Source organism: Pseudomonas sp. R84, from assembly GCF_009834515.1.
GTDB lineage: Bacteria > Pseudomonadota > Gammaproteobacteria > Pseudomonadales > Pseudomonadaceae > Aquipseudomonas.
Genome location: NZ_CP019426.1, coordinates 628,013 through 652,384 on the forward strand (window position 1 = coordinate 628,013; position 24,372 = coordinate 652,384).

At 60.5% G+C, this 24,372-nt stretch carries 21 protein-coding genes; 17 read left to right on the forward strand and 4 right to left on the reverse strand.

Annotated elements, in window-relative coordinates:
• Position 1: 1 nt before the first annotated feature.
• A complete protein-coding gene (gene rhdA / locus PspR84_RS02805) occupies positions 2-817 on the reverse strand; it encodes a thiosulfate sulfurtransferase (RefSeq protein ID WP_160055321.1) in 816 nt (271 codons plus the stop codon).
• 42 nt (positions 818-859) lie between these two features.
• Entirely contained in the window at positions 860-2,398 is a 1,539-nt protein-coding gene (locus PspR84_RS02810; protein WP_160055324.1) for an HDOD domain-containing protein, read from the reverse strand.
• A gap of 166 nt (positions 2,399-2,564) precedes the next feature.
• Here PspR84_RS02810 and motA point away from each other — a divergent pair, with 166 nt between their 5' ends.
• From motA to PspR84_RS02825, 3 genes are all read left to right on the forward strand, one after another.
• Positions 2,565-3,416 carry a flagellar motor stator protein MotA gene (gene motA, locus PspR84_RS02815; protein WP_007952169.1) on the forward strand — a complete coding sequence of 284 codons (852 nt, stop codon included), beginning with the start codon at positions 2,565-2,567 and terminating at the stop codon, positions 3,414-3,416.
• 3 nt (positions 3,417-3,419) lie between these two features.
• Positions 3,420-4,496: a flagellar motor protein MotB gene (motB, locus tag PspR84_RS02820; RefSeq protein WP_160055327.1), complete on the forward strand. Its 1,077-nt coding sequence runs from the start codon at positions 3,420-3,422 to the stop codon at positions 4,494-4,496.
• 91 nt (positions 4,497-4,587) lie between these two features.
• The gene (locus PspR84_RS02825; RefSeq protein WP_160055330.1) at positions 4,588-5,751 is read left to right on the forward strand and encodes a sterol desaturase family protein; all 1,164 of its coding nucleotides are present in this window, start codon (positions 4,588-4,590) and stop codon (positions 5,749-5,751) included.
• 48 nt (positions 5,752-5,799) lie between these two features.
• Here the strand turns inward: PspR84_RS02825 and rsgA are convergent, their stop codons facing one another.
• On the reverse strand, positions 5,800-6,831 hold the full coding sequence (gene rsgA, locus PspR84_RS02830) for a small ribosomal subunit biogenesis GTPase RsgA (RefSeq protein WP_038360332.1): 1,032 nt from the start codon (positions 6,829-6,831) through the stop codon (positions 5,800-5,802).
• Positions 6,832-6,938: 107 nt separating this feature from the next.
• Here rsgA and orn point away from each other — a divergent pair, with 107 nt between their 5' ends.
• Together orn and PspR84_RS02840 are read left to right on the forward strand one after the other, a co-directional pair.
• Positions 6,939-7,481, forward strand: coding sequence for an oligoribonuclease (orn, locus tag PspR84_RS02835; RefSeq protein ID WP_077570608.1), 543 nt, complete (start codon positions 6,939-6,941; stop codon positions 7,479-7,481).
• Positions 7,482-7,573: 92 nt separating this feature from the next.
• Entirely contained in the window at positions 7,574-8,185 is a 612-nt protein-coding gene (locus PspR84_RS02840) for a trimeric intracellular cation channel family protein (RefSeq protein ID WP_095120635.1), read from the forward strand.
• Here PspR84_RS02840 and queG read toward each other — a convergent pair.
• Positions 8,167-9,246 (reverse strand): tRNA epoxyqueuosine(34) reductase QueG, encoded by a 1,080-nt coding sequence (gene queG, locus PspR84_RS02845; protein ID WP_160055333.1) that lies wholly within the window; start codon positions 9,244-9,246, stop codon positions 8,167-8,169. The two genes, PspR84_RS02840 and queG, sit on opposite strands and share 19 nt — an antisense overlap.
• A gap of 63 nt (positions 9,247-9,309) precedes the next feature.
• Between queG and PspR84_RS02850 the strand changes: the two genes are divergently transcribed.
• The 12 genes from PspR84_RS02850 (at position 9,310) to PspR84_RS02905 (ending at position 24,307) form a co-directional block, all read left to right on the forward strand.
• Entirely contained in the window at positions 9,310-10,809 is a 1,500-nt protein-coding gene (locus PspR84_RS02850) for an NAD(P)H-hydrate dehydratase (RefSeq protein ID WP_160055336.1), read from the forward strand.
• Complete coding sequence (gene tsaE, locus PspR84_RS02855; protein WP_160055339.1) at positions 10,797-11,267, forward strand: tRNA (adenosine(37)-N6)-threonylcarbamoyltransferase complex ATPase subunit type 1 TsaE; 471 nt, start codon at positions 10,797-10,799, stop codon at positions 11,265-11,267. Before PspR84_RS02850 ends, tsaE begins: the two co-directional genes overlap by 13 nt.
• Complete coding sequence (locus PspR84_RS02860) at positions 11,268-12,698, forward strand: N-acetylmuramoyl-L-alanine amidase (protein WP_016985708.1); 1,431 nt, start codon at positions 11,268-11,270, stop codon at positions 12,696-12,698.
• A gap of 8 nt (positions 12,699-12,706) precedes the next feature.
• Positions 12,707-14,608 (forward strand): DNA mismatch repair endonuclease MutL, encoded by a 1,902-nt coding sequence (gene mutL, locus PspR84_RS02865; protein WP_174244491.1) that lies wholly within the window; start codon positions 12,707-12,709, stop codon positions 14,606-14,608.
• Positions 14,608-15,579, forward strand: coding sequence for a tRNA (adenosine(37)-N6)-dimethylallyltransferase MiaA (gene miaA, locus PspR84_RS02870; RefSeq protein WP_160055345.1), 972 nt, complete (start codon positions 14,608-14,610; stop codon positions 15,577-15,579). Before mutL ends, miaA begins: the two co-directional genes overlap by 1 nt.
• Positions 15,580-15,674: 95 nt before the next feature.
• The gene (gene hfq / locus PspR84_RS02875; protein ID WP_007902656.1) at positions 15,675-15,935 is read left to right on the forward strand and encodes an RNA chaperone Hfq; all 261 of its coding nucleotides are present in this window, start codon (positions 15,675-15,677) and stop codon (positions 15,933-15,935) included.
• A 12-nt stretch (positions 15,936-15,947) separates the two neighbouring features.
• A complete protein-coding gene (hflX, locus tag PspR84_RS02880; protein WP_122593812.1) occupies positions 15,948-17,249 on the forward strand; it encodes a ribosome rescue GTPase HflX in 1,302 nt (433 codons plus the stop codon).
• Between the two features lie 96 nt (positions 17,250-17,345).
• Complete coding sequence (hflK, locus tag PspR84_RS02885) at positions 17,346-18,518, forward strand: FtsH protease activity modulator HflK (protein ID WP_160055348.1); 1,173 nt, start codon at positions 17,346-17,348, stop codon at positions 18,516-18,518.
• Positions 18,518-19,387, forward strand: coding sequence for a protease modulator HflC (gene hflC / locus PspR84_RS02890; protein ID WP_007915830.1), 870 nt, complete (start codon positions 18,518-18,520; stop codon positions 19,385-19,387). The genes hflK and hflC overlap by 1 nt, the downstream gene beginning before the upstream one ends.
• A 313-nt stretch (positions 19,388-19,700) precedes the next feature.
• Entirely contained in the window at positions 19,701-20,888 is a 1,188-nt protein-coding gene (locus tag PspR84_RS02895; RefSeq protein WP_007915833.1) for an ATP phosphoribosyltransferase regulatory subunit, read from the forward strand.
• A gap of 54 nt (positions 20,889-20,942) precedes the next feature.
• Positions 20,943-22,232 carry an adenylosuccinate synthase gene (locus PspR84_RS02900; RefSeq protein WP_007915835.1) on the forward strand — a complete coding sequence of 430 codons (1,290 nt, stop codon included), beginning with the start codon at positions 20,943-20,945 and terminating at the stop codon, positions 22,230-22,232.
• 140 nt (positions 22,233-22,372) lie between these two features.
• A complete protein-coding gene (locus tag PspR84_RS02905; RefSeq protein WP_160055351.1) occupies positions 22,373-24,307 on the forward strand; it encodes a methyl-accepting chemotaxis protein in 1,935 nt (644 codons plus the stop codon).
• Positions 24,308-24,372 lie beyond the last annotated feature (65 nt).

The window sequence follows — 24,372 nt, forward strand, 5'->3', positions numbered from 1 at the left end:
CTTAAATCTCGACTGGCGTGTCAGGGTGGTTGCCCCATTCGCCCCAGGAACCGGCGTAGCCCTTGACCCGCGGATAACCGAGGGACTTGGCCACCAGATAAGTGAAGCCCGACCGGTGGTGGGTCTGGCAGTGGGTAATGATTTCTTTGTCCTTGGTGATCCCGAGGTCTTCGAGAATCTGCGGCATGTCCGTACGGATGCGCAGCTGACGCGCCTTGTCCATGCCGGCAGTCCATTCGAAATTGACCGCGCCGGGAATGTGCCCGGCCTTGGCGGCCAGCACTTTCTCGCCGGAATACTCCAGCGGCCCGCGCGCATCCCAGATCGCCAGATCGGCAGCGCCGAGACGGCTTTGCAGGTATTCGCGTGTGGCAGTCGGTGCTTCGTCCAGGGTCAATGCCAGCGGCCCACCGACAATCGGCGGAACCTGGATCGACATCGGCATACCATCCGCCAGCCACGCCGGCAGACCACCGTCTATATAGTGGTACTTGTCGTGACCGATGACGTCGAGCAGCCAGATGAAGCGCCCGGCCCAGCCGCCGCCTTCGTCGTCATAGACCACGTAGACCGCGTCTTTGCGATGGCCCAGTTCACCGAACAACGCCTCCAGATCAGCTTTCGCCGGCAGCAGGCCCGGCGCCGGCGGTTGACCGAGCTGGGTGCGTTTCGGGTCGACAAAGCGTGCGCCGGGCAGATGACCTTCGGTGTAGCGGGCAGCGCTGGTCAGATCCACCAGAATCAGTTCAGGGGAATCGAGGCGCGGGAGCAGGTCGCTCGGCTCGATGACGAGCGGCAAGCCAGAGAAGTCAGACATGTGAGGTCTCCAGGGCACAAAGGGGGGAATTGTAGCGCAGCCTCATCGGCCACGGCTGCTAAAGCTGTGCAGGGCTTTTTCGATGCACTGCGCGGTTTTGCCAAAAGCTTGCACGGTGATGTCGGCAAACGGCCCGCCGCCCTGATCGGCGACCACAATCATGATTACCCGGCCGTTATTCACCAGTGAGCGCAGGAACAGATGCTCGCCGCGAAACAGTGTGCGCAGGCCCGGCGGCAGCAGCGCGGAGAACTGCGCGTTGTTGTCCGGGGTAATCCGCACCTGTGCCTGTTGCGCCAGCAGCCGTTGCAGCACGCTGCTCTGGCTGACGACAAAATTCAGCGCCGCTGCTTCTTTCGGTAGCCCGGCGGTTTGATTCACGCGCAGATTCGACTGCGTGCGATCGGCCATCAGGATCATCACCCGGCGCATGCCGCTGGCGACCAGCGCATCGCGAGCGGCGACGGTCAGGCTCATCGCATTGGTGAAGCGGCTCGGTTCGGCGAGCAGTTCGGCGCATTGGCGGCGCCATTGGCCAAGGTCTTCAGCGCTCGGCGCAGCAGCCGGCAACATGCCTGCCGGCAAACGGTGCGTGCCCCATGGCCACAGTAGCGAAACCGCCGGGTGCCACAGATCGGGCATTGCATGCTGGCGTGCACTGTTGGCAGCCTGCTGGTGCAGTTGCTGCTGCACCTCGTCCATCGAGATTTGCAGATAAAGGCTGGTCAGGTACTGCCAGCGTTCGCTGTGCGGACTGTCCCAGGCTTGTTGCGCCGACAGCGCCAGACCATTGGCAAGCAGCACGGTGTTGGCTGGCTGGTTGAGCCAGCGGCGCAACGTCGGGTCATCGTCAAGGCGATTTTGCTGGCGCAGCGGATGTTCGCTGTCGCGGGCAATGCGCAGCACCTTCACCAGCTCGCGTTGTTCACTGAGCAGCAGTTTATAACCCTGCTGCACCCAGATCGGCAGGTGCCAGGCCTGCACCAACGCTTCTGCGATTTTCAGCAGGCGTACACCAAACAATTGTTTTTCGACTACGCGGGCCGATTCGCCCTTGTGAATAACCCGCAGTTCCCACTCTTCGAGCAATTGCGGATACGTCAGCGCCATCGGCCACAGCGGCGACAGAAACAGCAGGCTGCCCCAGTGAATGTCCTGCCACAGCCGCGCCAGGCGACTGGCGAAAAAACCGTTGGCCTGTTGCGTCGCGTGCTGGCTGATCATCTGCAATTGGCGCAGCGCCTTGGGGATTTGCATCAGCGGTTCGGCGGGCAGGCGCGCCAGCAATTCTTCGGTGCGGGCGAGGCCAAGGCGATTGATCGCCACCTCAAGGTTTTCCGCTGGGGTGGCCATGGTCCCGTGGGTGTGACGATTCGCCTCACGGATGATGCTCAAGGCCAGCGCCGGGCTGTCCTGCATCAGGTCGGCGATGTCGCGCAACGAACTGCGATTGTCACGGATCGCTCGGCAGACCTTGTCGTGAGCGTCTTGCGGTACGGGCAGCCGGACGCTGTCGAGCAACTTTACCCAGCCGTCAATGGTGGTCGGTTTTGCGTGTGGGACGTTCGTTTCATTAGCCATGTCTGGACGGGATCTTCACTGACTGTAGACGCGCCCGGCATGGGCTAAATTGGCTTTTCGCCTGAACTGGCTATAGTCTGGCGCAGTTTTGCCGATAAGTAGAAGAAGAGATTTTTTAACTTCCGAATATGACCTTGAACCCGACTTAAATAAGTACTTTCTACCTATGGCTAAAATTATCGGCATCATCGTCGTATTCGCGAGCGTGCTCGGCGGATACGTGCTCTCCCACGGCAAGATTGCCGCCCTGATCCAGCCTTTCGAGGTGATGATCATCGGTGGTGCTGCACTCGGTGCATTCCTGCAGGCCAACCCCGGCTACATGACGATGCACGTGCTCAAGAAATCCCTGAGCATGTTCAGTTCACGCTTCAGCCACACGTTCTATCTGGAAGTGCTCGGGCTGATCTACGAGATCCTCAACAAGAGCCGCCGCGAAGGCATGATGGCCATCGAAGGCGACATCGAAGATGCCGCCGCGAGCCCGATCTTCGCCAAGTACCCGGCAGTGCTCAAAGACGAACGCATGACCGCGTTCATCTGCGATTACCTGCGCATCATGTCGTCCGGCAACATGGCGCCGCACGAGCTGGAAGGCTTGTTCGACATGGAACTGTACAGCCTCAAAGAAGACCTTGAGCATCCATCTCATGCGGTGAACGGCATCGCCGATGCCATGCCCGGTTTCGGTATCGTCGCGGCGGTACTCGGTATCGTGGTGACCATGGCCTCGCTGGGTGAGGGCGATCAGAAGTCGATCGGTCTGCACGTCGGTGCGGCACTGGTCGGTACCTTCTTCGGTATTCTCGCGGCGTACGGTTTTTTCGGCCCGCTGGCGCACTCGCTGGCCCACGATGCCAAGGAAGAGCTGAACGTCTACGAAGCCATCAAGGCCTCGCTGGTGGCTTCTGCTTCCGGCATGCCGCCGTCGCTGGCGGTCGAGTTCGGTCGCAAGGTGCTGTACCCGGCCCACCGTCCAAGCTTTGCCGAGCTGGAACAAGCCGTTCGCGGTCGCTAAGAAATGGAAAATAATCAGCCGATTATCATCAAGCGCGTCAAGCGCATAGCCGGCGGGCATCACGGCGGGGCGTGGAAAATCGCTTTCGCCGACTTCGCCACGGCGATGATGGCGTTCTTCCTGGTGTTGTGGCTGTTGTCCACGGCAACGCCGGAGCAGAAGATCGCCATCGCCGGTTACTTCAAAGACCCGGTCGGCTTCTCCGAAAGCGGTACGCCGTACATCATCGATCTGGGCGGCACGCCGACCCTGGCGCCGGAAAACACCCTTAACCCGGAAGTGAAATCGCAGCCGCAACCCGACAAGGTCACGGTCGACACCGAACAGGTTGAAGGCATGGCCGAGCAGGTCGAGAAGGAACGTCTGGAGCTGCTCCTGCAAGAACTGCAGAACAAGGTCGACGAGAACCCGCAACTGCAGAAGTTCAAGGACCAGATCCTCTTCGAGATCACGCCGAACGGCTTGCGCATCCAGATCATGGACGCCGAGAACCGGCCGATGTTCGACTCCGGTTCTGCTCGCCTGAAGCCGTACTTCGAAGACATCCTGCTGGCCATGGCCGACACCATCAAAGCGGTGCCGAACAAGATCAGCATCAGCGGCCACACCGACGCCAAGCCGTACACCGGCACCGGTGATTTCGGTAACTGGGAATTGTCGGCCAACCGTGCCAACGCCGCTCGTCGTGCCTTGATCGCCGGCAGCTATCCGGATGCGCAAGTGGCGCGGGTCGTCGGTTATGCCTCGTCGGCGCTGTTCGACAAGGAAAACCCGTTCAACCCGGTCAACCGCCGCATCGATATTGTCGTACTGACCAAGAAAGCCCAGGCGGCCATCGAAGGTGCGCAAGGTGCCGATCCAGCGAAACCTGCAGATCAAGGTCAGAACGGCGCCGCTCCGGCAACACCGGTTGACCCGAATGCACTGCCGGCGGATCAGCAACCGGTGCCTGCACACGAGCTGCGCGAACGCTTGAACCTGTTCGACGACGCTGCGCCGAAACCGCCTGAGCCGGGGAGTGCGGCGCCCGCGCCTGCTGCCCCTCCAGCCACTGTGCCGGCCCCCACGCCGAAACAGTGACCGACAAAAAGCCACGGTTACCGTGGCTTTTTTGTATCTGCCTGCGTCGCAATGACCAGTCGCAGTTTTCGCAATCACGGAAGATCAGTAAATGGAAAGACTCAAAGCCTATTTTCAACGGCATGGCAACGCACCCTTCAAATTTGGCGAGGGGCGGGTCAGTGGCTATATATCAGCCACCCTCGGGCTGTTGAGCCTGTTGGCGGTGTTTTGTTTTCTCTTCCCGGAATGGCTGACCACGGCCGAACTGCGCAAGGTCTATGACGAGCAGTTTGCGCGCACCACGCTGTTGCTTGGTCTGGTGCTGTCATTCAGCCTCGGCACCCTGAATATCCTCCTTAACAAGCGTAAACGCCTAGGAATCACCGGTCTGGTCGCATCGGGCCTGGCGGTATTCCTCGGTGGCACCAATGTTCAGGTCAGTTCGATCGGACAGACCCCGTACTCGCTGGGCCTGGACTGGTTTGTGCTGGCGCTGCTGGTGTCGGCGATCGTGTTCATTCCTCTGGAGAAGCTTTATTCCAAGGATCCCGAGCAAAACATCCTGCGCCCGCACTGGCGCACCGACCTGACCTACTTTTTCGTCAGCCACATGCTGGTGCAATTCATCCTGATCTTCATCACCGCCTCCTCGAGTTACATCGCCGGTTGGGCGATGTCGCCAAGCTTGCAGACCAGCGTGCAAAGCCTGCCGCTAGTTGTGCAGTTTCTGCTGGCGATCCTGGTTGCCGATCTAGGTCAATATTGGCTGCACCGGCTCTACCATGTGGTGCCATGGCTGTGGCGTATCCACGCGGTGCATCACTCCAGTACGCACATGGACTGGCTCGCCGGTTCGCGTGTGCACTTCATCGAAATCCTGCTGACCCGAACCGGTGTGCTGGTGCCGTTGATGCTGCTGGGCTTCGCGCCGCAAGCATTGAATGCCTATGTGATTCTGGTCGGTGTTCAGGCAGTACTCGCCCACGCCAACGTGCGGATCAACGGCGGCTGGCTGAATTACCTGATCGTGCTGCCGCGCTATCACCATTGGCACCATGCTCGGCACAAGGATTACATCTACAAGAACTACGCCATCCACACGCCGCTGGTGGACATGCTGTTCGGCACCTTCAAGTTGCCGCCCAAAGAATGGCCGGTACGTTACGGCGTGTTCGGCAAGGAGTTGCCGGGCGGGATTGTGCGTCAGCATCTGTATGCGTTTCAGAAACCTGAGCCGAAAATGGTCGTGCCAAAACCGCCCGCCAGCGTTTGAGGCAAAAAAAAGCCGCGAGATGATCGCGGCTTTTTTGTGTCCGGCTACTTAATAGCCGTTTTCCGGCAGGCTGGCGATGATCGAGCGGTAGCTGTTCATCCGCTGCTGCTGGATGCGTCCGTCTTCGAGTGCCTTGAGCAGCGCACAACCCGGTTCGCGGTCATGTTTGCAATCGCGGAAGCGGCAGGTGCCGAGCAGATCATCGAACTCGATGAAGCCTGCTTCGACATCGGCGCGGCTGACGTGGCCGAGGCCGAACTCACGGATACCCGGGGAATCGATCAGTTCACCGCCGCCAGGGAAGTGAAACAGCCGTGCGGTGGTTGTCGTGTGCGTGCCCTGGCCGGACAGTTCGGACAGCGGCCCGACACGGGTTTCAACCTCAGGCAGCAAGCTGTTGACCAATGACGACTTGCCGACACCGGACTGGCCGACGAACACGCTGATGCGCCCGTCGAGTTGCTGTTGCAGTTGTTCCATGCCGTTGCCGTGGTGCGCCGAGACTTCCAGCACCGGATAACCCAGCGTGCGATACACCGCCAGCAGCGCATTGAGCGCCGGGGCGTTCTGCTCGTCGATCAGGTCGAACTTGTTCAGCAGCAGCAATGGACGGATGCCGGCGTGTTCGGCAGCAACCAGATAACGGTCGATCAGGTTGGCGTGAGGCTCGGGCAGCGGCGCGAAGACGATGACGATCATGTCGACGTTGGCGGCTACCGGTTTGAGCTGACCACGGCTGTCCGGGCGGCACAGTTCGGTGGTGCGCGGCAGTTGCGCGACGATCACACCAATGCCCTGATTGCCGGCACGCCAGACGACGGTATCACCGGTCACCAGTGCGGGCAGGTTGGCGCGCAAGTGGCAGCGGAAGACCTGGCCGGCCTGATCGCCGTCAACAGCTTCGACCTCGACCTGCACACCGAAGTGGGCGATCACCAGACCTGTTTGCTCCGGGCCCAGATCGCCGCCCTCAAGGGCTTCGACCGCCGAGGACTCGCGTTTGGCGGCGCGTGCGGCGCGTTCGCCCTGAATCTTTTCGATGCGCCAGTTTTGACGACGATTGAGTTGGCGTTTGGCCATGGGTGTTCCGTCTGAAGAATGCAGCGATTAGGTAAAACGGCCGCGAGTTTAGCACGCCCGGCCACCGGCCTAGGCTAAACTGCGCAGCATTGCCTAGGAGCCGAAATATGCCAAACCCGCAGAACCTGATCTGGATCGACCTGGAAATGACCGGTCTGGATCCGGAAAACGACGTCATCATCGAGATGGCCACTATCGTCACCGATAGCGATCTGAACACGTTGGCCGAAGGGCCGGTGATCGCCATCCACCACAGTGACGAAGTGCTGGCCCGCATGGACGAGTGGAACACTCGTACCCACGGCAACTCCGGCCTGACCCAGCGCGTGCGCGACAGCCGCATCAGCATGGCCGAGGCAGAAGCCGAAACCATCGCCTTCCTGGAAAAATGGGTGCCGAAGGGCAAATCGCCGATCTGTGGCAACAGCATCTGCCAGGATCGCCGCTTCCTTTATACGCATATGAAGTCGCTGGAAAGCTACTTCCACTACCGCAACCTCGACGTTTCCACGCTCAAGGAACTGGCCGCGCGCTGGGCGCCGGACGTGCGCGACAGCTTCAAGAAAGGCAGCACGCACCTGGCGCTGGACGACATCCGCGAATCGATCGCCGAGTTGCAGCACTACCGCAAGCATTTCATCAAGTTCTAATGCCTGGCGATGGGGGCGGGCATTGCGATTGCCCCCTTTTGGTGCCGCACTGAAATGGCTAGACTGCGCGCCTTCCTGCCTGGATCGCCACCATGTTGCTGATGCTCTATCTGATCGCCATTACTGCTGAAGCCATGACTGGCGCCCTCTCTGCCGGGCGGCGCGGCATGGACTGGTTTGGCGTGGTGCTGATCGCCTGCGTGACAGCCTTGGGCGGTGGCTCGGTGCGCGATGTACTGCTCGGGCATTATCCTCTGACCTGGGTAAAACACCCGGAATACCTGGTGCTGACCTCGGTCGCTGCAATGTTCACCGTGTTCACCGCGCGCTGGATGCGCCATCTGCGTTCGCTGTTCCTGGTGCTCGACGCCGTCGGCCTGGTGGCGTTCACCCTGATTGGCTGCATGACCGCGCTGGAAATGGGCCACGGCATGCTGGTCGCGTCGGTCAGCGGTGTGATCACTGGCGTCTTCGGCGGCATCCTGCGCGATATCTTCTGCAATGACATACCGCTGATTTTCCGCCGAGAGCTATACGCCAGCGTCTCGTTTGCGGCGGCGTGGTGTTACATGCTTTGCCTGTATCTGAACGTGCCGAGCGAGCAGGCGATTTTGATTACGCTGTTTGGCGGCTTTCTATTGCGTTTGTTGGCGATTCGCTTTCATTGGGAAATGCCCAAGTTCGTTTACAACGACGCGCCTTGACGTTTGGCGTGTTGCTTCAGCGCCCATTCGACGTGCTCTTGTACCAGCGCTGACGGGTATTCACGGCGCGCCTTCAATGCTTCCAGAACCGGAATGCTCGAGGGGGCGTTGCCCAGTCCCACGGCCAGATTGCGCAGCCAGCGTTCATACCCGGCCCGACGCAGCGGTGAGCCTTCGGTACTGCTGAGAAATTTGTCTTCGTCCCACATGAACAGTTCAGCCAGTTCAGCGTTGTCCAGATTGTGCCGTGGCTTGAAGTCGCTTTCCCCGGAGTGCTTGGCGAACCGGTTCCACGGGCAGACGATCTGGCAGTCATCGCAACCGAACACACGGTTGCCGATCAGCGGTCGCAAATCTTCGGGGATCGCGTTTTTCAGTTCGATGGTCAGGTAGGAAATGCAGCGGCGCGCGTCCAGCACGTAAGGGCCGACGAATGCGTTGGTCGGGCAGATATCGAGGCACGCAGTACAGCGGCCGCAGTGTTCGTTGCTGTGCGGCTCATCCACCGGCAACGGTAGATCGACGAACAGTTCGCTCAAGAAAAAATAGCTGCCGGCCTTGCGATTCAGCACCAGGGTGTTTTTGCCGATCCAGCCCAGCCCGGCCTGTTCGGCAATGGCTTTTTCCAGCACGGGCGCGCTGTCGACAAACGCGCGGAAACCGAACGGGCCAATCTCCGATTGAATCTTGTCGGCCAATTGCTGCACACGTTTACGGATCAATTTGTGGTAATCGCGGCCCAAGGCATAACGCGACACGTAAGCTTTTTCCGGTTGCGCCAGCATTTGCGCCATTTGCGTATCGCCCGGCAGGTAGTCCATGCGCAGCGAGACCACGCGCAACGTGCCCGGCACCAGCTCTTCCGGGTGCGAGCGTTTGCTGCCATGGGCGCCCATGTAGTCCATTTCGCCGTGGTAGCCGGCCTCGAGCCAGCGCGCGAGATGCTGCTCATGCTCGGCCAGATCCAGGCCGCTGATGCCGACTTGCTGAAAGCCCAGCTCGCGACCCCAATCCTTGATCGATTGGGCGAGGGCGGGCAGGTCTGTGGTGATGGCGGACATGAGGCGAGAGAAACCGGAGCTGAGGTGCGTATAATTCTGCCAGACATCGGAGCCCGAAGACGCATGCCGCACACGAAAGATCAATTACCCGACGCGCTGTATGGCGCCGCACAGGTGCGCGAACTCGATGCACGGCTGATTGCCGCCGGTACGCCGGGCTTCGAATTGATGCAGCGCGCGGCCCATTCGACGTGGCGAGCACTGGTGCGGCAATGGCCGTCGGCGACTGAACTGACGGTGCTGGCCGGGCATGGCAACAATGCCGGTGACGGTTATCTGGTCGCGGCCTTGGCGCAGCGAGCCGGCTGGCAGGTGCGGGTGTTGGCGGTCGGCGATCCGCAGCGTTTGCAGGGCGATGCCGCGCAGGCCCATGCCGAAGCGTTGGCGGAAGGTGTTGCGGTGCAGGCCTGGCAGGCTGAAAGCGAATTACGCGGCGTCATTCTCGATGCATTGCTCGGCACGGGTCTGAGCGGGGACGTGCGCGAGCCTTATCTCTCGGCGATCAAGGCAATCAACGCCAGCGGTTTGCCGGTGACCGCCGTCGATATTCCTTCTGGTCTGAGCGCCGACACCGGGCATGTTCTGGGCGCCGCTGTGCAGGCTGATCTTACGGTGACCTTTATCGGGCTGAAAATCGGTCTGTTCACCGGCGACGCAGCGGATCATGTCGGCCAATTGGTATTTAACGATTTGCAGGCCCGCGCCGACATCTATCGTGACATTCCATTTATCGCCCGAAGGCTCAACACGGCTAATCTTCCGAGGTTGGCGGCGCGTGCCCCGACTTCGCACAAGGGCCGTTTCGGCCATGTGCTGTTGATCGGCGGCGATCACGGTTTTGGCGGGGCGATTCTGCTCAGCACCGAAACGGCCCTGCGCAGTGGCGCGGGCATGGTGTCGCTGGCGACCCGTCCTGAACACATCCCCGCAGCACTGAGTCGAGTGCCGGAAGCCATGGCGCTCGGCGCGTCTTCTGCCAATCAGTTGATGGGTTTGCTGGAGAAAGTTTCTGTGCTGGTGGTCGGCCCGGGACTTGGGCAGGCCAGTTGGGGCCGCGCACTGTTGTCGGCGGCCGCCAACGCAGCACTGCCGCAAGTATGGGACGCCGACGCATTGAACCTGCTGGCGAGCGGTTTCGTTGAGTTGCCCAAGGATTGCGTGATCACCCCGCATCCGGGCGAAGCCGCGCGCTTGCTGGGAATCAGCACCGCCGAAGTGCAAGCGGATCGTCCGGCGGCGGCGCTGGCATTGAGCAAAAAATATACAGCGGTTGTGGTGTTGAAAGGCGCCGGCAGCCTGATCGCTCACCCCGATGGCCGTCTGGCGTTGTGTCACCAAGGTCATCCGGCCATGGCCACCGCCGGACTCGGCGACGTGCTGGCCGGTTTGACCGGTGCGCTGCTGGCACAAGGCATGGACGGCTTCGATGCTGCCTGCCTGGCCGTCTGGCTGCACGCCAATGCCGGTAGGCAACAAGGAAAATTCGGCCGTGGGCTGGCGGCCAGTGATCTGATTCCAGCCATTCGTCAGTTGTTGGAGGAGCAAGCACCGTGTCTGAAGTAACCCTGTACCTGGCCGATGAACAGGCCATGAGCGACTTTGGCGCACGGATTGCCCGCGTGACTCAAGGCCACGGGCTGATTTTTCTCGAAGGCAACCTGGGCATGGGCAAAACCACGCTATCGCGGGGCATCATTCGTGGCTTGGGCCACGTTGGCTCGGTAAAAAGTCCGACCTTCACCTTGGTCGAACCCTACGAAATCGGTGACATCCGCGCCTTCCACTTCGACCTGTATCGCCTGGTCGATCCGGAAGAACTGGAGTTTCTCGGCATCCGCGACTACTTCGAAGACGACGCCCTTTGCCTGATCGAGTGGCCCGATAAAGGTGCAGGCTTTTTGCCAAAGCCTGACCTGACCATTACCATTAGCCCGCAAGACAGCGGGCGTTCGCTGAAAATTTTATCCCAGGGCTCGCGTGGCGAGGCCTGGTGTGCCGCTTTGGCATTGGAATCCAATTAAATGATGGGGTTAGGTATGCGCTTTCGCGCGTTGGTGGCTGCCGCTGGACTGTTGTTGATGGCAGTAACCGTCAACGCTGTGGCCGATTCGAAGGTCAACAGCGTGCGCCTGTGGCGGGCGCCGGACAACACGCGACTGGTCTTCGACCTCAGCGGTCCGGTGCAGCACAGCGTGTTTACCCTGACCGCTCCGGATCGACTGGTCATCGACATCAACGGCGCCACCCTCGGTGCGCCACTGAATGTGCAGACTGCGAACACGCCGATCACCGCAATGCGTTCGGCCCAGCGTACGCCGACCGATTTGCGCGTGGTCATCGACCTGAAGAAAGCCGTCACCCCGAAAAGCTTCTCGCTGGCGCCGAACGCGCAGTACGGCAACCGTCTGGTGGTAGACCTGTTCGATAACCCGGCCGACGCCGCCCCGCCGCCTGCGCCAACGCCGCAGGTGGCGACAGTGCCAGCGGTCCCGGTAACCCCGACCGAGCCGGCAATCAAGTTGCCACCAGCCCCAGCCGGCAAACGCGACATTATTGTCGTGATCGATGCCGGCCACGGCGGCGAAGACCCGGGTGCGTCCGGCTCGCGCGGTCAGCGTGAGAAAGACGTGGTATTGCAGATCGCCCGCGAGTTGCAGCGTCAGGTCAACGGCATGAAAGGCTTCCGCGCCGAATTGACCCGTACCGGCGACTACTTCATCCCGCTGCGCGGCCGTACCGAAATCGCCCGCAAGAAGGGCGCCGACCTGTTCGTCTCGATTCACGCCGACGCTGCGCCGTCTGCGGCCGCCTTCGGCGCCTCGGTGTTTGCCCTGTCTGATCGCGGTGCAACTTCCGAGACAGCGCGTTGGCTGGCCGACAGCGAAAACCGTTCCGACTTGATCGGTGGTGCCGGCAACGTCAGCCTCGACGACAAGGACCGCATGCTCGCGGGCGTGTTGCTCGACCTGTCGATGACCGCCTCGCTGACCTCCAGCCTCAACGTCGGGCAGAAAGTCCTGACCAACATCGGCCGTGTCACGCCACTGCACAAACAGCGTGTGGAGCAGGCCGGGTTCATGGTGCTGAAGTCGCCGGACATCCCGTCGATCCTGGTCGAAACCGGCTTCATCTCCAACGCCAACGAAGCGAACAAACTCTCGGCGTCGAGCCACCAGCAAGCGCTGGCGCGTTCGATCAGCAGCGGCGTGCGTCAGTTCTTCCAGCAGAACCCGCCGCCGGGCACGTACATCGCCTGGCTGCGTGATTCCGGCAAGATCGCCCAAGGCCCGCGCGATCACCGCGTCGGCCCGGGTGAGACGCTGGCGATGATCGGCGTGCGTTATCAGGTGTCGCCGGCCACGCTGCGTGCCGCCAACAACCTGAAAAGCGATGAGCTGAAAGTCGGTCAGCACTTGACCATTCCAGGCACCGAACTGGCGTCCAAAGAATGAACGAAGTGCTGAACGCGGCTGCCCGCATCGAACTGCTCAGCCCACGGCTGGCGAACCAGATTGCCGCCGGTGAAGTGGTTGAACGCCCGGCTTCGGTGATCAAGGAACTGCTGGAAAACAGCCTCGACTCCGGTGCCAAACGTATTGATGTCGACGTCGAGCAGGGCGGGGTCAAGCTGCTGCGCGTACGTGATGACGGCAGCGGGATTTCCGCCGATGACTTGCCGTTGGCGCTGGCCCGTCACGCCACCAGCAAGATCCGCAACCTCGAAGACCTTGAACAGGTAATGAGCCTGGGTTTCCGTGGTGAGGCGCTGGCCTCGATCAGCTCCGTGGCGCGTCTGACCCTGACCTCGCGCACCCGTGGTGCCGATCAAGCCTGGCAAGTCGAAACCGAAGGTCGCGACATGGCGCCTCGTGTTCAGCCGGCGGCGCATCCGGTCGGCACTTCGGTGGAAGTCCGCGATCTGTTCTTCAACACCCCGGCGCGGCGCAAATTCCTCAAGACCGAAAAAACCGAATTCGATCATCTGCAAGAAGTGATCAAGCGTCTGGCGCTGGCGCGTTTCGACGTCGCGTTTCATCTGCGCCACAACGGCAAGACCATTCTCAGTCTGCATGAGGCCCACGATGACGCGGCCCGTGCCCGGCGTGTGGCGGCAATCTGCGGCTCGGGCTTCCTTGAGCAGGCGCTGCCGATCGAGATCGAACGCAATGGCTTGCATCTTTGGGGCTGGGTCGGTTTGCCGACCTTCAACCGTAGTCAGGCGGATTTGCAGTATTTCTTTGTGAATGGCCGGGCGGTGCGCGACAAACTGGTGGCCCATGCGGTGCGTCAGGCTTATCGCGATGTGTTGTTCAACGGCCGCCATCCGACCTTTGCGCTGTTCTTCGAGGTCGATCCGGCAGCCGTCGACGTCAACGTTCACCCGACCAAACACGAAGTGCGCTTCCGAGACGGTCGGATGGTGCATGACTTCCTTTATGGCACCTTGCACCGCGCGTTGGGCGATGTGCGTCCGGAAGATCAGCTTGCCGGTTCTGTCACCACTGCGATCGTCCGCCCAAGCGGCCTCGATGCCGGTGAGTTCGGCCCACAGGGCGAAATGCGTCTGGCGGCCAATGCGCTGCTGGAGCAGCCGCAGGCGCAACCGGCGTTCAATACCTCGTCCGGTGCCGGTGCTGGCGGCGCTTACCAGTATCAATACACGCCGCGCCCGCAATCGGCGGTGCCGCCGGCTGCCGAGGCGCAGGCCGCATACCGCGAGTTTTTCGCGCCGCTGCCTGAGGCCAATGCCAACGCACTGCCGGCTGGTCAGGAAGATATTCCGCCGCTCGGTTACGCACTGGCGCAGCTCAAGGGCATCTACATTCTGTCCGAGAACGCTCAAGGTCTGGTGTTGGTGGATATGCATGCCGCCCATGAACGGATCATGTATGAGCGTCTGAAAATCGCCATGGCCAGCGAAGGCCTCAGTGGCCAGCCATTGCTGGTGCCGGAATCGCTGGCGGTCAGTCAGCGCGAGGCCGATTGTGCTGAAGAGCACGCCGCATGGTTCCAGCGACTGGGCTTTGAATTGCAGCGTCTGGGCCCGGAAACCCTGGCGATCCGCCAGATCCCGGCTTTGTTGAAGCAGGCCGAAGCCAACCGTCTGGTCGGTGACGTGCTGTCGGATCTGATGGAGTACGGCACCAGCGACAGGATTCAGGCGCACCTCAACGAATTGCTCGGCACCATGGCCTGTCACGGCGCGATTCGCGCCAACCGGCGCCTGGCCCTGCCGGAAATGAACGGCCTGCTGCGTGACATGGAAAACACCGAGCGCAGCGGTCAATGCAACCATGGCCGACCGACCTGGACCCAATTGGGCCTGGACGATCTGGACAAACTGTTCCTGCGCGGTCGTTGATGAGCCAGCTACCTCCAGCGATTTTCCTGATGGGCCCGACCGCTGCGGGCAAGACCGATCTGGCCATCGAGCTGACCAAGGTGCTGCCGTGCGAGTTGATCAGTGTCGATTCGGCGCTGGTCTATCGCGGCATGGACATCGGCACCGCCAAGCCTTCGAGAGAACTGCTGGCCGAATATCCGCACCGTTTGATCGATATCCTTGATCCGGCTGAAGCCTATTCGGCTGCGGATTTTCGTCGTGACGCCCTGCAAGCCATGGCCGAGATCACCTCGCGCGGAAAAATTCCGCTGTTGGTGGGCGGTACGATGCTCTATTACAAGGCTTTGGTCGAAGGTCTGGCGGATATGCCAGCGGCCGATGCCGAGGTTCGCGCGCAGATCGAAGAAGAGGCTGCACGCCTTGGCTGGCAAGCCCTGCACGACCAATTGGCGGTCATCGATCCGGTGTCCGCGGCGCGGATTCACCCGAACGATCCGCAGCGCCTGAGTCGCGCGCTGGAAGTTTACCGAGTCAGCGGTCAGAGCATGACTGCGCTGCGCCAGCAACAATCTGCGCAAAGTACTGAAGCAGCCGCTTCGGGACTGCAACAATTGCCCTATACTGTCGCGAACTTGGCCATTGCCCCGGCAAACCGCCAGGTACTGCACGAGCGCATTAAACAAAGATTCACAATTATGTTGGAACAGGGATTCATCGACGAGGTCGTAGCCCTGCGTAAAAGAAGTGACCTGCATTCAGGGTTGCCGTCTATACGTGCGGTAGGCTACCGCCAAGTCTGGGATTACCTGGATGGCAAGCTGACGTTGGCCGACATGCAGGAGCGCGGCATCATCGCCACGCGCCAATTGGCCAAACGCCAGTTCACCTGGCTGCGCAGCTGGGAAGATCTACACTGGCTGGACAGTCTTGATTGCGACAATCTGCCACGCGCCTTGAAATACCTTGGGACCATCTCCATATTGAGCTGAGTCCTTGCAATTGCCGTCTATCCTTGGGGGTGTGGCGGCCAAAGCCATCTGAATTACCTATTTTTTATTATTGAATCCTTAAAGGAGTGCGGCACATGTCAAAAGGGCATTCGCTACAAGACCCTTACTTGAATACTTTACGTAAAGAGAAAGTTGGGGTTTCCATCTATCTGGTCAACGGTATCAAACTGCAAGGCACGATCGAGTCGTTCGACCAGTTCGTGATCCTGCTGAAAAACACCGTGAGCCAAATGGTTTACAAACACGCTATCTCGACAGTAGTGCCGGTTCGTCCAATTCGTCTGCCTAGCGCAACCGAATCCGAAGCAGGTGACGCTGAGCCAGGTAACGCCTGATAGGAGTCTCCTTTGTTCTTTGAGCGCCACGGTGGTGGTGAGCGAGTGATCCTCGTTCACTTGGATGGACAGGACCCTGAGGCGCGCGAAGATCCGCAGGAGTTTCAGGAATTGGCTAATTCGGCCGGCGCCGAGACCGTTGCGTTTTTTAACGTGCCGCGTCATCGGCCAACCGCCAAATTTCTGATCGGCAGCGGCAAGGTCGAGGAACTGCGCGACCTGGTCAAGGCTGAAGAAGCCGATCTGGTGATTTTCAATCACATCCTCACGCCCAGTCAGGAACGTAACCTCGAACGTGTTTTCGAGTGTCGCGTGATCGACCGTACCGGTCTGATTCTCGATATTTTTGCCCAGCGCGCCCGCACCCATGAAGGCAAGCTCCAGGTTGAACTGGCCCAGCTTGACCACATGAGCACGCGGTTGGTTCGCGGCTGGACTCACCTTGAACGTCAGGGTGGCGGTATCGGCATGCGCGGTCCAGGTGAAACCCAACTGGAAACCGACCGCCGTTTGCTGCGGGTTCGCCTACGCCAGATCAAGGGCCGGCTCGAGAAGGTGCGCAGCCAGCGCGAGCAATCGCGACGCGGCCGCTCCCGTGCGGATATCCCTACCGTGTCTCTGGTGGGATATACCAACGCCGGCAAATCCACGCTCTTCAACAACGTGACGAAATCCGATGTCTACGCGGCCGACCAATTGTTCGCCACGCTGGACCCGACCCTGCGCCGTCTCGACATTGACGACCTGGGGCCGATCGTTCTAGCGGACACGGTGGGCTTCATTCGTCACTTGCCGCACAAGCTGGTCGAAGCATTTCGGTCTACCCTCGAAGAGTCGAGCAATTCCGATCTGCTGTTGCACGTGATCGATGCGGCCGAACCGGATCGCATGTTGCAGATCGAGCAGGTGATGGTGGTGCTGGGCGAGATTGGTGCCCAGGACTTGCCGATCCTCGAGGTCTATAACAAACTCGATTTGCTTGAAGGTGTTGAGCCACAAATCCAGCGCGACGAAAACGGCAAGCCCCAGCGGGTCTGGCTGTCGGCGCGTGATGGCAGTGGTCTGGAATTGCTTGAACAAGCCATCGCCGAATTGCTTGGCAGTGATTTGTTTATCGGTACCTTGCGCTTGCCGCAACGATTCGCGCGACTGCGTGCGCAGTTTTTCGAACTCGGTGCGGTGCAGAAAGAAGAGCACGACGAAGAAGGCATCAGTTTGCTGGCCGTTCGTTTGCCCCGTGTCGAGTTGAATCGACTGGTAAGCCGCGAAGGATTGCAGCCGATGGAATTCATCGAGCAACACACTTTGCAATAAAAGCCTGACAAAGCGGTTGTGCCGCAACGGCAGGCATTCTGTAGCATTGGTCGGCGCGCCGTGGGTGCGTCTTTGCTTTATCAGATGGAGAGCGCTATGGCTTGGAATGAGCCGGGTGGCAACTCGAATAATCAGGATCCTTGGGGTGGCAAACGCCGCAATAACGGCGACCGCAAGGGGCCACCGGATCTCGACGAGGCCTTCCGAAAGCTGCAGGAAAGCCTGAACGGGTTGTTCGGTGGTGGTAAGAAACGTGGTGATGACGGCGGTGGTTCGGGCAAGAGCAGAGGCGGCTTCGGCGGTCTGCTCGGGATCGGCCTCGTTGTGCTGGCGGCTGTCTGGCTGTACAGCGCGGTTTACGTAGTGGACGAGCAGGAGCAAGCCGTGGTGCTGCGCTTCGGCAAGTACTACGAGACTGTCGGCCCGGGCCTGAACATCTACTTCCCGCCGATCGATAAAAAGTACATGGAAAACGTCACGCGTGAGCGTGCCTACACCAAGCAGGGCCAGATGCTGACCGAAGACGAGAACATCGTCGAAGTGCCGCTGACCGTGCAGTACAAGATCAGCAACCTGCAGGACTTCGTGCTGAACGTCGATCAGCCGGAAATCAGCCTGCAACATGCGACCGACAGCGCCCTGCGCCACGTGGTGGGTTCCACCGCCATGGACCAGGTGCTGACCGAAGGTCGTGAATTGATGGCCAGCGAAATCAAGGAGCGTCTGCAACGTTTCCTCGATACCTATCGCACCGGTATCACCGTCACTCAGGTCAACGTACAGAGCGCAGCGGCACCGCGTGAAGTGCAGGAAGCCTTTGACGATGTGATCCGCGCCCGTGAAGACGAGCAGCGTTCGCGCAACCAGGCTGAAACCTACGCCAACGGCGTCGTGCCGGAAGCCCGTGGTCAGGCCCAGCGTATCCTTGAGGATGCCAACGGTTACCGTGACGAGACGGTCTCGCGTGCCAAGGGTGAAGCTGATCGCTTTACCAAACTGGTCGCCGAGTATCGCAAGGCACCTGAAGTCACCCGCCAGCGTCTGTACCTGGACACCATGCAGGAAGTCTTCAGCAACACCAGCAAGGTACTCGTGACCGGCAACAAGAACGGCCAGAGCAACCTGCTTTACCTGCCGTTGGACAAAATGATTCAGAACAGTTCGGGCAGCAATGCACCGGTCACCGGTTCGGCTGCCGCCAGCAACAACACGGACGTCACGCCGCATGTCACTGACCTGCCGCAGTCGCGCACAAGGGAGACCCGCTGATGAGCAATAAATCGCTGATCGCCCTTATTGTTGGCGTCGTTGTCGTGCTGGTGGGCTGGAACTGCTTCTACATCGTCGCTCAGACCGAGCGTGCGGTGCTGCTGCAATTCGGTCGTGTGGTTCAGGCCGATGTTCAGCCGGGTCTGCATGTGAAAGTGCCTTACGTTAACCAGGTGCGTAAATTCGACGCACGTCTGATGACGCTGGATGCACCGACACAGCGTTTCCTGACCCTGGAAAAGAAAGCCGTGATGGTCGACGCTTATGCCAAGTGGCGCGTGAAAGATGCCGAGCGCTTCTACACCGCAACTTCCGGCCTCAAGCAAATCGCCGACGAGCGTCTGTCCCGTCGTCTGGAATCCGGTCTGCGTGACCAGTTCGGTAAGCGCACCCTGCACGAAGTGGTGTCGGGTGAGCGTGACGCACTGATGGCTGACATCACTGCTTCGCTGAACAAGATGGCGGAAAAAGAGCTGGGTATCGAAGTGGTCGATGTCCGGGTCAAGACCATCGATCTGCCTAAAGAAGTAAACCGCAGCGTGTTCGAACGTATGAGCACCGAGCGTGAGCGTGAAGCTCGCGAGCACCGCGCCAAGGGTAACGAGCTGGCTGAAGGCATCCGTGCCGACGCCGATCGTCAGCGCCGCGTGTTGCTGGCAGAAGCCTATCGTGAATCCGAAGAGGTTCGCGGTGACGGTGATGCCCAGGCCGCTGCGATTTATTCCAAGGCCTATGGTCAGGATCAGGAGTTCTACAGTTTCTACCGTAGCCTGCGCGCCTACCGTGAAAGCTTCGCGAACAAATCCGACGTATTGGTCCTCGACCCAAGCAGCGACTTTTTCCACTACCTGGAAAAGGCCAAGCCTTGATACGCCGTTGACCTGAATCATTCCGCCCGGCGGCTAAAACCTCGGGCGGGGTGATCCTTTGGGAAAACGTGTGTATGATGCGGCAGCCGGGAAATTCCCGGCTTTTTTGCGTCTGCACGTTTGATTGCTGTGTTTTGTTGCAGGCATCGGGTTGAATGGCCCGAGAGTATTTCGAGGAAAGTGATGGGCGAAGCCGCTAACAGGCCTTTCGCCGCGTCGTTCATGCGCGTGCGTTTTGAACGGTTCAGTCATTTTCTGCTTCACTCAAGGCTCGCCCGCAGGCTGGCCGCCCGGATCAAAGGGGAATGGCGTAATGGCAACGGTAGACCGCTGGCTGCTGCCAGATGGCATCGAAGAAGTACTGCCACCGGAAGCGGCGCGCATTGAAGTTGCGCGTCGTCAGGTGTTGGATCTGTTCCAGAGCTGGGGTTACGAGTTTGTCGTGACTCCCCATATCGAGTACCTGGAATCCCTGCTGACCGGCGCGGGCCAGGACCTGGATCTGCGTACCTTCAAGGTCATCGACCCGCAATCGGGCCGGCAGATGGGTTTCCGTGCCGACATCACGCCGCAAGTGGCGCGTATCGATGCGCACACCCTGCGTCGCGAAGGCCCGAGCCGTCTGTGCTACGCCGGCAGCGTGCTGCATGCGCAGCCGCGTGCACTGTCGTCCTCGCGCAGCCCGATCCAGTTGGGCGCCGAGTTGTACGGCGACGCCAGCCCGAGCAGCGACGTTGAAGTGATCAGCTTGATGCTGGCCATGCTGCAACTGGCCGACGTGCCGGATGTGCACATGGATCTCGGTCATGTCGGCATCTACCGTGGTCTGGCGCGTGCCGCCGGTCTGTCCGGTGAAGTAGAGCAACAGCTGTTCGATGCGTTGCAACGCAAGGCCATCGACGAGGTCATTACCTTGACCGAAGGCTTGCCGGCCGACCTGTCCGGCATGCTGCGGGCGCTGGTTGACCTGTGTGGCGGTCGTGAGGTGTTGAGCGCTGCCCGCGAACGACTGGCCAATGCGCCGGCGCCGGTTTTGGCGGCACTGGAAGACTTGCTGGCGATCGCCGAGCGGCTGTCGGCACGCTTCCCGGAGCTGCCGCTGTACTTCGACCTGGGTGAGCTGCGCGGCTACCACTATCACACCGGTGTGGTGTTCGCAGTGTTCGTGCCGGGCGTTGGCCAGTCCATCGCTCAGGGCGGTCGCTACGACGACATCGGCGCGGATTTTGGTCGCGCGCGTCCGGCGACTGGTTTTTCCACCGATTTGAAAACCCTGGTGACCCTGGGGCGTGCTGAGATCGAGCTACCGTCTGGCGGTATCTGGATGCCTGACAGTACGGATGCGGCACTCTGGCAGCAGGTTTGCCAGTTGCGCAGTGAGGGTCAGCGTGTCGTTCAGGCGTTGCCTGGACAACCTTTGGCCGCCGCCCGTGATGCGGACTGCGACCGGCAATTGATTCAGCAGAACGGGCTTTGGCAAGTATCGCCATTGGCTTCTTGAGTTTTCCTGCCGGCCATCGCCGGCACCAAGTTTGCGCGAATGAGGACAAGTGTTATGGGTAAGAATGTCGTAGTCCTGGGCACCCAATGGGGTGATGAGGGCAAAGGCAAGATCGTTGATCTGCTGACCGAACATGCTGCCGCCGTAGTGCGCTACCAAGGTGGCCACAACGCTGGCCACACACTGGTGATCGACGGCGAAAAAACCGTCCTGCACCTGATCCCGTCGGGCGTGCTGCGCGAAGGCGTGCAGTGCCTGATCGGCAACGGCGTGGTGGTTGCACCTGACGCCCTGCTGCGCGAGATCACCAAGCTGGAAGAGAAAGGCGTACCGGTGCGTGAGCGCCTGCGTATCAGCCCGTCCTGCCCGCTGATCCTGTCCTTCCACGTGGCGCTGGACCAGGCCCGTGAAAAGGCCCGTGGCGAGCTGAAGATCGGTACCACCGGTCGCGGCATCGGCCCGGCTTACGAAGACAAGGTTGCTCGTCGTGGCCTGCGTGTTGGCGACCTGCTGAACATGCCGCGCTTCGAAGACAAGCTGCGTGAACTGGTGGATTACCACAACTTCATGCTGGTCGGTTACTACAAAGAGCCTGCCATCGAGTTCGAGAAAACCCTGGCCGAGTGCAAGGAGTACGCTGAGCTGCTCAAGCCGCTGATGCTCGACGTCACCGCTGAGCTGCACGACCTGCGTCGCGCAGGCAAAGACATCATGTTCGAAGGCGCTCAGGGTTCGTTGCTCGACATCGACCACGGTACCTACCCGTACGTGACCAGCTCCAACACCACCGCCGGTGGCGTGGCGACCGGTTCCGGCGTTGGCCCGATGTTCCTGGATTACATCCTGGGCATCACCAAGGCTTACACCACTCGCGTTGGTTCGGGTCCATTCCCGACTGAGCTGTTCGACGATGTCGGTGCACACCTGGCCAAGCAAGGTCACGAGTTCGGCGCGACCACCGGCCGTGCCCGTCGTTGCGGCTGGTTCGATGCCGTTATCCTGCGTCGCGCTATCGATGTGAACAGCATCTCGGGAATCTGCCTGACCAAGCTGGACGTGCTCGACGGTCTGGAAACCATCAACATCTGCGTCGGCTACAAAGATGCCGAAGGCAACGCTGTTGCTCCGACCGATGCTGACAGCTACGTAGGCCTGCAGCCTGTGTACGAAGAAGTGCCGGGCTGGACCGAATCGACCGTGGGTGCCAAAACCCTGGAAGAGCTGCCGGCTAACGCTCGTGCCTACATCAAGCGCGTTGAAGAGTTGATCGGCGCGCCGATCGACATTATTTCGACGGGCCCGGACCGTAACGAAACCATCGTTCTGCGTCATCCGTTTGCTTGATAAGTCGTTGATGTAAAAAAACAAAGGCCCCTTCATCGGGGCCTTTGTCGTTTATGCCTGTTGGACGGCATGACCTTTGCTGTGAATCTGTCTACAAGAGTGCCATCAAATTAATGGCGTCAGAAGTAGAGGTATTCACAGTGTCGGCCGTTCTCTCACTGTTACAAAGCCGTTTGTTGCGCCCCGTGTTCGTTACCCTTGGTATCGCCCTTTTGGTGCAGGTGCTGGTGGCGGTTGCCCTGACGCGGAGCACCGTCACGGCGCTGGAAGCAGATTTGGCGGTGCGCCTCGGCGCCGACAGCCAGAAACTCTCCGGCGAGCTGGAGCAGGCCGGGCGTGAAGTCACGTCGAGTCTTGATGCCTTATCCGCCAGTACCCGTCAGCGGCTGACCGCTGGCCTGTCTTTGCGACTGAAAGACGAGCAGGCGCAGTTGCGTGCGACGCTGGAAAAAGATCTGAAGGATTCGGCCAATGACATGGCGCAGTTGCTCGCCTCGGTGGCGCCGCGTGCCATGTGGGACAGCGACGTGCCGACCCTGTCCGAGTTCGCCCGCCGGGCCCAGCGCAATCCCAATGTGTTGTTCGTCGTCTACGACGACGCCACCGGCCAGCACCTGACCCGCTATCTCAATCGCGAAAACCCGATCAACAAGGCCTTGCTGGAAAAAGGCCAAGGCGAACGCGCGCTGGATAAAGTGCTGGATGCGGCCAAGAACGATCCGTCGGTTTACTACCTTGAAGCCTCGATCAATCCCAACGGCGTGGAAATCGGCAAGGTGCTGATGGGGGTGTCCACGGCCTCGATGGAAACCGATCTGGCGGCGCTGGACAAGCGCTTCTCGGCGTTGATCGCCAGCAGTGATCAGTTGGTCGGCGACAGTCTCAAGGGCGCTGCCGCAGACAGTGCCAAAGCCATGCAGTCGCGCCTGCAGTCGGCGCAGTCCACTGCGACCGAGATGAAATCCAATACTGCCAATACCGTTCAGGAAGCAGCGGCAACCTTGCGCTGGCGCATTGGCCTGGGTCTGGCGCTGGTCGGTTGTGGTGTGCTGCTGTTGCTGGCGGTAGTGTTGGGCCATCGTGTGGTCAATCGCCTGAAGATGCTCAACGCAGCCATGGATGACATGGCGGCGGGCGAGGGCGACCTGACCAAGCGAGTACAGATCAACAGCAAGGACGAAATCGGCGACATGGCTTCGGCGGTCAATCGCTTTGTGGATAAGTTACAGCCGATCGTGCGCGAGGCGGGCGATGTTGCGCAGCGCACCGGCGTCGAGATTGGCGCGATGACCCTGCGCAATGCCGGTGCGGATGCGGCGGCGGGCATGCAGCGTGATGAAGTGGCGGAGAGTCTGCGCGCACTGTCGCAAATGGCTGATGAGGCGCAGTCGGAAAGCCATGCCATGCAGGCCGCGTTGAAGCAGGTTGTGGATATTCGCCAGGCGACTGACGAAAACACTCGTACGTCCGCCAAGGTCGGCAGTCTGATCGAGGCGCTGGCGGGGCAGGTCGATACCGGGGCGAAAGTGATCGAGCGACTGGCGCAGCAGAGCGAGCAGATTGAAGTGGTGTTGACGGTGATTCACGGAATTGCCGAGCAGACCAACCTGCTGGCGCTCAACGCTGCCATTGAAGCAGCGCGCGCGGGCGAGACCGGGCGTGGTTTTGCGGTGGTGGCCGACGAAGTACGTGCGCTGGCGAGCAAGACACAAAGCTCTACCGGCGACATTCAGGCGCACATCGTCGCTCTACAGCAGGGCGCACGTGAGGCGGTCGAGGCGATCGGTCAGGCCGGGCGCCAGGCCAGCGAAGGTTTGCTGGTGTTGCGCGACAGTGCGCGATTGCAGCAGTCGGTGCAGGCGTCGGTCGAGCAGGTGCATGCGGCGATTGGCCTGGCAACGCAGGCTGCGGCCCATCAAGCGCAAGGTGCGCAGGCAGTGCGCGGGCGCGTCGAGACGATTCATGCGCAGGCCGAGAAAGCGGCGCAGGCGGTGGTGGAGACCACGGCGAGTGGCAAGGTGCTGGATGGTCTGGCGGCGCAACTGAAGGCAAGCCTGGGACAGTTCAGGGCTTAAGATCAAAAGATCGCAGCCTGCGGCAGCTCCTACATTGAAACGCGAAATCCCATGTAGGAGCTGCC